This window comes from Chelativorans sp. J32 (assembly GCF_000518985.1).
In the GTDB taxonomy this organism is placed as follows: Bacteria; Pseudomonadota; Alphaproteobacteria; order Rhizobiales; family Rhizobiaceae; genus Chelativorans.
Window position 1 is genome coordinate 205,348 of the sequence record NZ_JAEQ01000003.1, and the last position, 12,009, is coordinate 217,356.

At 59.2% G+C, this 12,009-nt stretch carries 11 protein-coding genes; 7 read left to right on the forward strand and 4 right to left on the reverse strand.

The features are described from left to right. Window positions 1-25 precede the first annotated feature (25 nt). From CHEJ32_RS0106580 to CHEJ32_RS26150, 3 genes are all read left to right on the forward strand, one after another. Window positions 26-826: a hypothetical protein gene (locus CHEJ32_RS0106580; RefSeq protein ID WP_034658046.1), complete on the forward strand. Its 801-nt coding sequence runs from the start codon at window positions 26-28 to the stop codon at window positions 824-826. Next, window positions 819-1,541 (forward strand): metallophosphoesterase, encoded by a 723-nt coding sequence (locus CHEJ32_RS0106585; RefSeq protein WP_028033149.1) that lies wholly within the window; start codon window positions 819-821, stop codon window positions 1,539-1,541. Before CHEJ32_RS0106580 ends, CHEJ32_RS0106585 begins: the two co-directional genes overlap by 8 nt. 234 nt (window positions 1,542-1,775) lie before the next feature. Beyond that, a complete protein-coding gene (locus CHEJ32_RS26150; protein WP_051469518.1) occupies window positions 1,776-3,134 on the forward strand; it encodes a DUF2793 domain-containing protein in 1,359 nt (452 codons plus the stop codon). Window positions 3,135-3,253: 119 nt separating this feature from the next. Here the strand turns inward: CHEJ32_RS26150 and rfbD are convergent, their stop codons facing one another. The 4 genes from rfbD to rfbA are packed head-to-tail and all read right to left on the reverse strand — an operon-like array spanning window position 3,254 to window position 6,648. Next, window positions 3,254-4,150, reverse strand: coding sequence for a dTDP-4-dehydrorhamnose reductase (gene rfbD / locus CHEJ32_RS0106595; protein ID WP_028033150.1), 897 nt, complete (start codon window positions 4,148-4,150; stop codon window positions 3,254-3,256). Then, complete coding sequence (gene rfbB / locus CHEJ32_RS0106600) at window positions 4,147-5,205, reverse strand: dTDP-glucose 4,6-dehydratase (RefSeq protein WP_028033151.1); 1,059 nt, start codon at window positions 5,203-5,205, stop codon at window positions 4,147-4,149. The genes rfbD and rfbB overlap by 4 nt, the downstream gene beginning before the upstream one ends. Then, complete coding sequence (rfbC, locus tag CHEJ32_RS0106605; RefSeq protein WP_028033152.1) at window positions 5,202-5,774, reverse strand: dTDP-4-dehydrorhamnose 3,5-epimerase; 573 nt, start codon at window positions 5,772-5,774, stop codon at window positions 5,202-5,204. The genes rfbB and rfbC overlap by 4 nt, the downstream gene beginning before the upstream one ends. Next, on the reverse strand, window positions 5,767-6,648 hold the full coding sequence (rfbA, locus tag CHEJ32_RS0106610) for a glucose-1-phosphate thymidylyltransferase RfbA (protein ID WP_028033153.1): 882 nt from the start codon (window positions 6,646-6,648) through the stop codon (window positions 5,767-5,769). Before rfbA ends, rfbC begins: the two co-directional genes overlap by 8 nt. A 610-nt stretch (window positions 6,649-7,258) precedes the next feature. On the opposite strand from rfbA, the gene CHEJ32_RS0106615 reads away from it, so the two are divergent. From CHEJ32_RS0106615 to CHEJ32_RS24090, 4 genes are all read left to right on the forward strand, one after another. Then, window positions 7,259-7,960, forward strand: a complete 702-nt coding sequence (locus tag CHEJ32_RS0106615) for a polysaccharide deacetylase family protein (RefSeq protein WP_028033154.1) — start codon at window positions 7,259-7,261, stop codon at window positions 7,958-7,960. Then, a complete protein-coding gene (locus CHEJ32_RS0106620; protein ID WP_084032707.1) occupies window positions 7,957-8,964 on the forward strand; it encodes a glycosyltransferase family 2 protein in 1,008 nt (335 codons plus the stop codon). Before CHEJ32_RS0106615 ends, CHEJ32_RS0106620 begins: the two co-directional genes overlap by 4 nt. Window positions 8,965-10,534: 1,570 nt before the next feature. Then, window positions 10,535-10,843, forward strand: a complete 309-nt coding sequence (locus CHEJ32_RS0106635; protein WP_028033158.1) for a hypothetical protein — start codon at window positions 10,535-10,537, stop codon at window positions 10,841-10,843. Next, entirely contained in the window at window positions 10,830-11,867 is a 1,038-nt protein-coding gene (locus CHEJ32_RS24090; RefSeq protein WP_034657980.1) for a type IV secretion system protein, read from the forward strand. Before CHEJ32_RS0106635 ends, CHEJ32_RS24090 begins: the two co-directional genes overlap by 14 nt. The last annotated feature ends 142 nt before the right edge of the window (window positions 11,868-12,009 follow it).

Sequence of the window (12,009 nt, forward strand, 5' to 3'; positions counted from 1 at the left end):
GGAGACGACCCACGGGATGACTGAGATGATCACTGAACCGGAACGGTTCCTCCTCTCCGCAGCTCCGCTTGAAGCAAGGGCTGAACCTATCCTGGATGCGGAGGCTGAGAGCTTCTACACCGAAGCCATTGGAGAATTGCGAGAAGCGGGCATTCCCTTCATGGTGGCAGGCACCTTCGCCGTGGCCGCTTATACGGGGATTTCGCGTCTGACGAAGGATTTCGATATCTTCTGCAAGGCAGGAGATTGGCCGCGACTGCTCTCCCACTTCAAGAGCCGCAACTACGACGTTTTCATCGAGGACGAGCGCTGGATCGGCAAGGTTACACGAGGGCCGGTCTTTTTCGACGTGATCTTCGCTTCTTCGAACGGCACGACACCTGTTTCGGACCTATGGTTCGAGCACTCCTGCGAAACAAGCCTGCTGGGACATTCCGTGCGGCTGGTGGGACCGACCGAGTTGATCTGGTCGAAGTTCTTTATCCAGAACCGCAACCGCTATGACGGCGCCGACGTGGCCCATCTCATCCTGCGTGCCCACGAGCGGATAGACTGGAAGCGGCTCCTGCAGCACATGGAGGTACATTGGGAGGTGCTCCTCATCCATCTGCTCAATTTCCGCTTCATCTATCCCAGCGAGCGCGAACGCGTGCCTGCCTGGCTGATGGACGAGCTTCTCGACCGCTTGGCGCACCAGCGGCAGCTTCCTCCACCACAGGCAAGAATCTGCCGCGGCCGCATGTTCTCCAGCCTGGATTACGAAATCGATGTGCGTGAATGGGGTTTCGCCGATAATGAGGAGATGGTGAGCGGTAGAAATGAGTGAAATAAATTCACACGTGCGTATCGCCGCGATCGGTGATCTCCACGTGAAGGAAGATGCGACCGTTTCCTATCGGCAGATGTTCAACGAGATCGCGCGGGATGCAGACATCCTCGTCCTGGCGGGCGATCTGACGGATCTTGGTAAGCCGCATGAGGCGGAACTCCTAGCCGAAGATCTGCGCGGCTGCGGTGTGCCTGTCGTTGGGGTGCTCGGCAACCATGATTATGAATGCGACGCGGTCGACGAGATTGCGCGGATATTGCGTGAAGCCGGCGTCCATCTTCTCGATGGACAGACCGTGGAGCTCAAAGGGGTGGGATTTGCTGGCGTGAAGGGCTTCGCCGGCGGTTTCGGCAAGCGCATGCTCGCTTCTTTTGGAGAGCCCGCCATCAAGGCGATGGTTGGGGAATCGATCAAGGAAGCCATGAAACTGGAGAATGCATTGCGGCAGGTGAGGGCGGACAAGTCCCTCGCTGTGCTCCACTACGCGCCGATCCTGAAAACGGTGGAAGGCGAGCCCCCCGAAATCTACCCCTTCCTGGGTTCCGCCCGACTGGGCGAAACGATCGATCGCTTCCAGGTGGGGGCGGTTGTGCATGGCCATGCGCACCACGGTACTTATGAAGGGCGAACGACGAGCGGCGTGCCGGTTTACAACGTGGCAAGGCATATCGAGAAGCCAAACGGGAAGCCCTATGCGGTCATAGAATTGTGATCGCGGTGGATCGCCCGGCGGGGATAAATTTGAAGCAGATGTTCCTGGGTATATTGCGGACGGGATTCAGCCTGCGCCGGGAAGCCATTGAGAATCCAATACGTTGAAGGACCACTAGCTCGGGGCAGGGGCAAACTTTCCTTTCCATTTTCACGCAGGATAAAGAGATTTATCCCCGCGTTTCGCCTTCATTGCAGAATGCCTCACAGACACGGCCGGCATGGAGGCGCAGCTATGAGCGAAGAGACCGAAAATCTGAAACTCCCCTACATCATGCCCTCCCAGGCGCAGAAACATGTAACGCATAATGAGGCCATAAGAGCGCTGGACGCGCTGGTGCAAATCGGGGTTCGGCAGCGCGGTCTGGAGCAGCCGCCGGCCACGCCCAAGGAGGGCGAACGATACATTGTGGGAGAAGCGCCAACGGAAGCTTGGGCCGGCCAGGCGGGACGTATCGCGGCATTTCAGGATGGGGCCTGGGCGTTCTACGCACCGCGCGCCGGCTGGCTGGCTTACGTGTCCTCCGAAGACCGGCTCGTGGTGCATGATGGGACGCGCTGGCAGGAGATGCACAACGGCTTTGCGGCCGAAGATCTTCAAAACCTGCAGGGCCTTGGCATCAACGCCGCTGCAGATCCGGCCAACCGGTTGTCGGTCGCTTCTTCGGCTTCGCTGTTCACCCATGAGGGCGCTGGCCACCAGGTGAAGGTGAACAAGAACGCGCCCTCCGATACCGCAAGTCTCCTTTTTCAGACCGGCTGGTCCGGACGTGCCGAGATGGGGCTTGCCGGGAATGACGATTTCTCGATCAAGGTCAGCGCTAACGGGACCATCTGGACCACGGGGCTTAGCCTGAACCGGACGAACGGGGCAATGGACGCGCCCGCCGGCCTTTCCGTGGCCGGCAAATCCGTGTGGCATGCCGGTAATTTTTCACCCGCATCCAAGCAGGATTCTTTCGCCACCACGCGCATCGTGGAAATGTACGAAGCCGGCGCAAACGGCACTGCGCCCACCTATATCGACCTTCATACCGAGCCCGGTACCGATTACGATGCGCGGATCATCCGCTGGAACAGCAGCCACGCCAGCAAGCCCGGCTGGTTCGAAATCGCCAATGCCAGTTCGGGAACCCTGTCGCTGACGCCCGCCGGACCGCTATGGAACAGCATCGCGATTGCTTATAACGGCACCTCCCCGCAGTTCGGGAATCAGGTGCGCCTTTCCGGAACCTCACCAACTCTCCTGCTGACCGAGACCGATACGAACATCTCAGGGCGAGTGCTCGTGGACTCGGGCTGCCTCTACATCCAGGCGACTGCACAATCGGGCAATGCCGGAGCGGTTCGCATTTCGGGGTGGTCGAACACGGATGTGGGAGCATTCCAAGTGCATTATGACGGCGCCTTTCGAGACGTCCATCATTCCGGCGCTCCCGCCGTTCTTCGCAGCTACAGCGTGGCAAGCCTGCCAAGTGCGAGCGCTGCCGGCGCGGGTGCTATGGTCTTCGTGACGGATGCATCCGGCGGCGCTGCTCCGGCGTTCTCGGATGGCACGAACTGGCGGAAGGTGACGAACGGAACGCTCATCTGAGTATCTACGCGCAGGGCTAACTCAGGGAGCCACCTGCCAAGCGTCCGTTTAAGCTGAAAGCCGTTTATCGGCCGTTTCTGGCCTCATTCTTTATTGAGGCCAGAACAGCAGCCGACGCATCACCGCACCGGGTCTGCGGCGGCAAGCTCTTCCAGGGTTTCCACGACTGACTCGCGCCAATGCGGCGCTCGATAGCCAAATGCCGTAGCGAAGCGCTCGCAGGAGAGACGGGAATTGCGTGGGCGGACAGCTTTCGTGGGGTAATCCGCCGTGGTAATCGGCACTACGCGCGCCGAAGGGCCGCCGCGGGCTGCGTTTTCGGAAAAGATATGTGCGGCGAACTCGTGCCAGCCGGCCTCACCGGAGCCCGCCAGATGGTAGGTGGCGCTCCAGCCTTCGGGCCCCCTGCGGCGGCGAGCGTCGATGGCTGTCAGTATGCCGTCCGCAATGTCGCGGGCTGCTGTGGGATTGCCAATCTGATCGGAAACGATGCGCAGCTCTTCGCGCGTTTCCGCAAGCTTCAGCATCGTCTTCAGGAAATTCCTTCCATGGGCGCTGTAGACCCATGCGGTGCGCAGGATCAGATGATCCGCATTTTCGCGACGGACCGCCTCCTCCCCGGCAAGCTTGCTCTTTCCATAGGCCGAGAGCGGATTGACCGTATCGTTCTCCTCGTATGGGCGGTCAAGCGCACCGTCGAAGACATAGTCGGTCGAAATCTGGATGAGCGGAATGCCACGCTCCGCGGTCAGCCGCGCAAGGAGGCGGGGTGCCTCGGCGTTTACGGCATGCGCCGTTTCCGGCTCGTCCTCCGCCTGATCCACGGCCGTATAGGCAGCAGCATTGACGACCAGATCTGGCGCGTGGCGAGCAAGCGCGGGCTCGAAGGTGCGCAGGTCGGCAAGGTCGAGCTCGGGCCGCCCGACGGCTATCAAGGTCAGGCCGGGATGCGCGCTTGCGCGTGCAAGCAGAGAGCGTACCACCTGGCCGTCCTTGCCTGTGACAAGTATCTTCATGCAGCGCCTAGTCTCTCGCCGGCATAGGTGCCTTCGCGGATCGGCCGCCACCACCAGGGATTGGCAAGGTACCAGTCGACCGTCCGTTCCAGCCCCTTCTCAAAGCTCACCGAGGGCTCCCAGCCGAGCTCGCGGCCGATCTTGCCGGCATCGATGGCGTAACGCCGGTCATGGCCCGGCCGATCGCGCACGAAGGCGATGAGATCGTGGTGCGATTTGCCGCCGCGGCGCGGGCGCCGTGCATCCAGCGCGTTGCAAATGGCCTCAACCACGGCGAGATTCGTGCGCTCGGCATTGCTGCCGATCGCATAGCTCTCGCCTACGCGCCCACGCCGGAAGACAAGCTCCAGCGCGTGGGCGTGATCTTCCACAAACAGCCAGTCGCGCACATTTTCGCCGCTTCCATAAACCGGCAGCGGCTTTTCTTCGAGCCCGTTCAGGATCGTGAGCGGGATGAGCTTTTCGGGGAAATGGAAGGGGCCGTAATTGTTGGAGCAATTGGAAAGCACCACCGGCAGACCATAAGTGGCGTGCCAGGCGCGCACGAGATGGTCCGATGCCGCCTTCGACGCCGAATAGGGGGAGGAGGGGGCGTAGGCCGTGGTCTCATCGAATTTCTGCGAGGGGTCGAAAGGCAGATCGCCAAACACCTCGTCGGTTGAAATATGATGGAAGCGGAAGCGCTCCTTGCGGTCGCCATTCAACGAACGCCAATATTCCAGCGCTGCTTCGAGAAGGCGGAAGGTACCGACGATGTTGGTCTCGATGAAGGCGGCAGGTCCGTCGATGGAGCGGTCCACATGGCTTTCGGCCGCCAGATGCATGATGCCATCGATGGAGAAGCGGGCGAAGATCTCGCGCATTGCTCGCCCATCGCAGATATCCGCGCGTATGAAGTGATAATTCGAGCGGTTTTCTATCTCCCGCAGCGAGGCGCGGTTGCCGGCATAGGTAAGCTTGTCGACATTGATGACGACATTGGCCGGATCGGAGGCCAGCCGGCGGCACACGGCCGATCCGATGAAGCCCGCGCCGCCTGTGACGAGAATCCTCATGTCGATGTCTCCTCATAGCGAAAGCCTGTTTCCACCTCGGCAAGAAGGGGAGCAGCACGATCCTTCGGTGAAAGAAGCGGTGTGAAACCTTCAGGCCAGGGGATGCCGATCGTGGGGTCGTCGAAGCGGATCGCCCGGTCGTGCTCGCGCGAATAAAGCGCGGTCACCTTGTAGACGACCTCGGTTTCGGGCTCGAGGGTCATGAAGCCGTGGGCAAAGCCCTTCGGCACCAGGAGTTGGTTCCATTCGCGCGCGGACAGCTCCACTCCCACCCAACGGCCGAAGGTGGGCGAGCCCACGCGAATATCCACGGCCACATCGAAGATTGCTCCCCGCACGACGCGCACGAGCTTGTCCTGCGCGAAGGGGGGTGTCTGGAAATGAAGGCCTCGGACGGTACCGGCCGGTACCGAGAGAGAGTGGTTGTCCTGCACGAAGTCGAGTGTGATTCCGGCCGCTGCAAACGCGGCTGCGTTGTAGGTCTCGGAGAAAAAGCCGCGCTCATCAGCGAATTTGGCCGGTACGATCTCCAGGACGCCATCGAGCTCGAGTTCGCGGACCTCAGGCATTCTCCAGCTCCTCGGCGCAGCGGATCACATAGGAAGCATAAGCGTCGTTCTTCATCGCGCGGGCCCGGGCGATGGCCATATCCGGTGTCAGCCAGCCCATGTGCAATGCGATTTCCTCGGGGCAGGCGATCTTTATGCCTTGGCGGTGCTCCATCGTCCGCACGAAAGAGGCGGCTTCGTGCAGGCTGTCCGGCGTACCGGTATCAAGCCAGGCATAGCCGCGGCCCAGCCGCTCTACCGTGAGATCGCCGCGTTCCAGATATACCCGGTTTACGTCGGTAATCTCCAGCTCACTGCGCGCGGAAGGCTTTACGTTCGCTGCGATATCGAGCACGTCATTGTCGTAGAAATAGAGGCCGGTGACGGCCCAGTCCGACTTGGGCTCGCGGGGCTTTTCCTCTATGTCGATCGCCAGCATCGTCTTAGGATCGAAGGTGACCACCCCATAGCGCTGCGGATCGGCGACGCGATAGGCAAAAATGCTTGCGCCGCTCGTCCGCGCGGCGGCGGCACGGCATATACCGCCCAGCCCGCCGCCATAAAAGACATTATCGCCCAAGATCAAAGCACAGGGACTCGAGCCGACGAAGGATCTGCCTATGATGAAGGCTTCCGCCAGCCCGTTGGGATTTGGTTGTTCGGCGTAGCTGAACTCCAGGCCGAAAGAGCTTCCATCCCCGAGCAGCATCTGGAAGCCAGGCAGGTCGCGAGGGGTGGAAATCACGAGAATTTCCCGTATACCCGCCAACATCAACACACTTAGCGGATAATAGATCATCGGTTTGTCATAGAGCGGTAGCATCTGCTTCGATACTGCCGCCGTTATGGGATGCAACCGCGTACCGCTTCCGCCTGCAAGTATGATACCCTTCATTCCCCCCGCGCCCAATATGCCTAGGTCATGGCCCGCTTTCGCGTGGGCCATGCGTCAACGTGACCAAATATGCTTCCCCCGCAACTTTGCAGCGCAGGTTCACATCTACAATTTTGTGGCGAATTCTCGCCCCCGATTTGGACCATCTAGTCAGTAATTTCCTGTGTGTAAAGATTGGAAAGTAATCCGAAGCATTTCTGCGTGCTTTCATGACTTGGGGTCTTTTCTCGCCGGGCTGAAATTGTGGACTACTAAATTGTTCTCGAGCCTAGATCCGCAACCTCCGGGCGGTGGTGATTCGCAGCCTGGCAAGCGACCGTAAAGCGGCGCTGATAAGGTTGGCTGCCCTATCATGATAGGATTGCCGATCACGTTTAGGTGGAGGCGCGCTGCCCAGCGCTCGCCTGCGCCTCCTTGCCTACTGCCAAGCAGTCCCCACATCCCGCAGCCTAGACGCACTCTTGCCGGGTATAAAGGAAGCCTATAACCCCGCCATTATTTGCCCTTAGCGGCGCCCGGCTGCTTGCAATCGTATACATTACTATTGCAGGTTGCAATGAGTGCGGCGGAACTGATCGGCGATCCAAAAATCGATAAATCCAGGATGGGTATGCCGATACCTATCCTCATGTATCACCAGATAGATGTGCTTCCGCCGCGCCCCGCGGCATATCGCTATCTGACGGTATCGCCAAAGAGCTTTGCTCGCCAGATGACCTGGCTAAAGCGGCTTGGCTTCCAAGGCTTATCCATTCGCGACCTGATGCCTTACCTCTTCGGAAGCAAGACCGGGCGTGTCGTGGGGATTACTTTCGACGACGGCTACAGGAATGTTTACGAGCATGCGCTGCCGGTTCTTCAGTCGGTCGGCTTCACTGCCACCAACTATTTCGTAAGCGGGCAGGTCGGCGGCTACAACGCCTGGGACGAGCATATCGGAATTCCCTACTCCTCATGCATGACCAAGACGGAAATGAGAGAGTGGGCCTCGCTCGGCCACGAGATCGGGGCGCATACGGTAGACCATCTGTGGTTGGCCCAAGTGGATCCGCCGATCGCCCGACGACAGATAAACGAAAGCAGGGACAGTCTTGTGGACATGCTGGGGCAGGCCGTCACGTCCTTCAGTTATCCTTATGGCGACCTCTCGCCCGTGGTCCGGGACCTGGTTTCCGAAGCCGGGTTCTCCACCGCGGTGACGACCAGGCGTGGGCGCGTCCGCGCCCACGACGACCGGCTTCTCCTTCCAAGGCGGATCATACGCGCCAGCGATAGTTCGCTCGGCCTTCTGCGGAAATGCGTGACAGGATGACAACCCGAATTTCTTTGAAGAGCAAGGGATATGGGAGGCGGAGCATTTGTCTGGCGACGGTGACGAGAAATCGTCCGGTAATGCTTCGTAATCTTCTTTTATCTTACGCAAATCTGCGCGTGCCCGCGGGAGTGACACTGCACTTCGTCATCGTTGAAAACAATCATCGGGCGTCTTTGACCGACATCGTCCGGGCTTTCCAGAGGCAGGTCCCGCGCTGGAATATCCAATATGTCGTTGAACCGGTCCTGGGCATCGCTTCTGCCCGCAATCGCGCCTTGCAGTGCGCGCTGGACGGAGGCCATGACCTGATGACATTTGCCGATGATGATGAAGTCGTTGATGAAAACTGGCTTACCTATCTGCTTGCAGAGCGGGATCGCCTTGATCTGGATATCGTCGGTTCGCCGGTTCGGCTCGCGCCTTATCACGGTAGGCTGACCTTTCTGCAGCGTGCGATCTGGTCGGGTGCCAACCGGATCAGAACGAATGCGGAAATGCGCTGCCTGAAAATATGGGACGAAGGCCAGGCGGACCAGATTAAGATCGCGACCGGAAGCTGGATGGGCAATCTTGATTTTTTCCGCCGGACGGGGCTGCGCTTCGATTCAACTCTAGGCCTCTCAGGAGGGGAAGATTGGCGGCTCTGGGCCGAAGCGAAAGCTCTGGGGGCGAGGACCGGCTGGACACCCTATGCCATCGTGTACGAGATTGTACCTACCGCCAGGTTGAGCCTGCGTTATTATTACAGGCGCACAAAGGATCACAACACCACGAGAGTCCAGGAGCAGCTTCGAAGGCACCCGCTGCGAACGCTGATTCGCTTTCCCGGATCGCTCTTGGGTCGTTTGTTGAAGCTCTGCATCGGGCTCTGCTCTATCCCGCCGATCACGGGAGGAACGGCCCTGGTATCCACCGCGTCCAATCTGGGCGGTATTGTCGGCCTCCTGCAGGGATGCGTCGGCAAGAAATCCGCGCATTACCGGAAGATAAGCGGCTATTGACCAAATGCGGTTCGTCTAAGGTCTTGGATGGTGGGCGTGACAGGGATTGAACCTGTGACCCCTACGATGTCAACGCAAAGACTTCCAAGCAAAATCAACGACAAACGGTAGCAGGCTTCCGCAAATGTGTGCACGCAACATCAATGGGTTAGCTGATGTTGCGTACCAACTGCGTTCTAGCAGAAAGCCACTTGAAAGGCCAGAGCGATCTCAAAGCCGATAAGACCGGAATATCTTCTGAGAGCGGGTCTGCCTCAGGAATTCGCATTCGTCGGAACTCCTTCAAAACCGGACGCTGTGAGGCGGTCTTCTGGCGGCGGACCTCGCGTCAGGATGTACAAACGATCGTCTTGGCGGCGAAACGCCTGGACCGGGCTCAGCGATCGCCGGGGAAGCGCAATGGCCCCCTGGGATCGGTGGCAATTGAGATACTGGAGCTTTTCGCGAACCTCGTAAATTTCAAAACCGGCCGTCTTGAGCCCTCGATAGAGACCATTATGCGCTATTTGAAGCGCTCCAGAGATGCGGTCGTCCGAGCTCTCAGGGCCTTGCGCGCATATGGTTTCCTTGACTGGTTGAGACGATATACACCCACTCTGCGGGAGGGGCGCGGCCCGCAGGTCCGGCAGGCAAGCAACGCATACCGTTTGATGCTTCCAGAACGCGCCAAGCGCTTTCTCGGGCGATTCGCAACACCCTGTCCGTTGCCAGAAGATGTGGAGTATCAGCTTCAGGTTCGTGAAGGTGAGGTTCGGGCGCACAGGGCTAGCCTCAACTTGGAGCGAAGGGTGCTGTTCGATATTGGCGACACGCCGTTGGGGCACTCCCTCGCTCGGCTTGGAAAACTGATCAGGGAACGTGAGTCCGCTCGGCAGAGAGAATGTCATTCTAAGTTTTAATTTAAAAATCCACCGTGCTGCTTATGGGCAATCAGCGGTACTGACGCATGCCATTCCCGGCGCTTCCCCTTCCCCCCGCCCTTCCCCGTGTGCGGGGAAGGGAGCCGTTCGCCACGTGGCAAGGGTGCAGACCGGCGGGCTTTGCCCTTGTTCTGCCCCCATGCCCGAGCGTCCAGCGCTCCATCCGCGTCAAGGATTCGCTACGCCGGCATCCTCGCCCGTTCGGTGCTCGCCTTCGGCTGTGCTCCGCATGCGGCCTGCGGTGTCGTCCTTGACCCGGATTCCGCTCTTGTCACCAATGGATTGTGCAATCCAATTACTCTCCCTGTTGCGTCAATAGCTGTCAAACATTCTTGGACAACTATTGACTAAACTATTGAATTTTAATGTCTTTCTTGACGTTTCTTCGTGGCATTTCCATAATCATGGCTACTCGTTGGACATCTACTTTGGGGGACGTTGATGGATATGCACTTTATCGTCATGGCCGCCTCTGCGGAGCTGCAGGGTTGGCTCTTTTACGCAGGCATGGACCAAGGCAAAGACCCAATTTGGGGTGAGCCGGACAGCGCTGTCCATTTTCCAACATTCCAGCAAGCTCGTCGCATCGCCCGTCGTGTGAGGGGTGCGCAGATTTGCGCGTCAGTTACCCACCTACAGGAGGCATTTCAGTGAAAGGCACGAAACACGTAGCCGCAGTCATATGCGTCGCAGCAGCCGTTCTGGCCGGCTGTAACGAAACCGCGACGGCAAAAGACCAGCAGGAGAGCAAGCGAGGGGCAGAAACCTCAACCGCCCATAGTGTGGAGTTCTACACCAAGAATTTCGCGGAGCGGCTGAATGCTGAGGCTCGATGCAAGAGAGAGCCTGGAATGGACAACACCAAAATGTGCATTAACGTTCGCAAGGCTGTGAACGCGATAAATGCAAAGCTCGGCATGCAGCCGACTTACCCGGAGGTGGGCAATGGCAGCAGGTAATTTTTCGATTGTCGAGCCCCTATTCAACAAGATCGACACTCTGACTCAGAGCTTCGTCACCGACATTTCTTCAAGGGCGATTGCTGAAATTACGCCAGTGGCATCGGTCGGCCTGACCCTCGGTTTCATTGCCTATGGGCTGCTCATCATCCGCGGCGCAGTCGATATGCCGGTGGCCGATTTCCTCGCGCGGTGTCTTCGCACCGGCATCATTGTCTCGATCGCCATGGCCGGCGGCCTTTACCAAACCAGCATCGCTGACGCGATCATGGCAACGCCGGATGCGCTTGCACGTGCGATCGCGGGCGGCGCGACCGGCGGAGCCTCCGCTGCAAACATCATCGATCAAGCTGCGCAGCAGGGGGCCTCTTATGTGTCCCAGGCGTGGGAACAAGCCGGCCTCCTGAGTAAGGACGGCCTGACCTATGCGTTCATCGGTGCCATAGGGGCACTTGCAACCGCCGCAGTCGTTGGAGTCGGCGCGGTTTTCGTGACAGTTGCCAAGGTCGCGCTTGCAATTCTCGCGGGGCTCGGGCCGATATTCATTGTCGCGCTGCTGTTTCAATCGACCGCGCGTTTCTTCGAGCAATGGGCGGCGCAAGTCCTCAACTATGCACTGACGATTGTCCTGTTCTCCGTGGTATTCACGCTGTTGATGGAGATCTTCGGCGGCTACATGGTCGATGCGAAATTCGATGGAGCGCAGAACGTCGGTTACACGCTCATCGGAATGCTCGTCATTTCGATTGTCTCGGTCGGCCTGCTGCTGCAATTGCCATCCATCGCAAGCGGTTTGGCAGGCGGCATTGGCATCAGCTACTGGTACGAGCTGCGGGCAATCCGGGGTGGCGTGGGTGGTGCCTATCGTGGTGGTCGTGCGGCAGCTCGCGGCGCAGTAGCGGCCCCGCGTGCCGCTCGCAACGTGGTAAGCGGCGCGGCCAACATGGCGACAAATGCTGCGTTGGGTACGGCCGGCGCTGCACGCGCTGCGGCAGGCTACTTCCGTGGTCGCAAGGCCGGATGATGCCAAAATGCACGATTTCTGCGTCATCCCTGCATCAAATCTGCACCAGCAAAGAATCGCGCAGCACCATCGGCGCATCAGATATGCATCACACCTGCATCATCTTTGCACCATGCCGATGAGCTGTGCTCATCGGAGCAAG

Coding starts and splice junctions, on each gene's coding strand:
- CHEJ32_RS0106580 (WP_034658046.1), top strand. CDS start 26: ATGATCACTGAACCGGAACGGTTCCTCCTCTCCGCAGCTCCGCTTGAA.
- CHEJ32_RS0106585 (WP_028033149.1), top strand. CDS start 819: ATGAGTGAAATAAATTCACACGTGCGTATCGCCGCGATCGGTGATCTC.
- CHEJ32_RS26150 (WP_051469518.1), top strand. CDS start 1,776: ATGAGCGAAGAGACCGAAAATCTGAAACTCCCCTACATCATGCCCTCC.
- rfbD (WP_028033150.1), bottom strand. CDS start 4,150: ATGAAGATACTTGTCACAGGCAAGGACGGCCAGGTGGTACGCTCTCTG.
- rfbB (WP_028033151.1), bottom strand. CDS start 5,205: ATGAGGATTCTCGTCACAGGCGGCGCGGGCTTCATCGGATCGGCCGTG.
- rfbC (WP_028033152.1), bottom strand. CDS start 5,774: ATGCCTGAGGTCCGCGAACTCGAGCTCGATGGCGTCCTGGAGATCGTA.
- rfbA (WP_028033153.1), bottom strand. CDS start 6,648: ATGAAGGGTATCATACTTGCAGGCGGAAGCGGTACGCGGTTGCATCCC.
- CHEJ32_RS0106615 (WP_028033154.1), top strand. CDS start 7,259: ATGCCGATACCTATCCTCATGTATCACCAGATAGATGTGCTTCCGCCG.
- CHEJ32_RS0106620 (WP_084032707.1), top strand. CDS start 7,957: ATGACAACCCGAATTTCTTTGAAGAGCAAGGGATATGGGAGGCGGAGC.
- CHEJ32_RS24090 (WP_034657980.1), top strand. CDS start 10,830: ATGGCAGCAGGTAATTTTTCGATTGTCGAGCCCCTATTCAACAAGATC.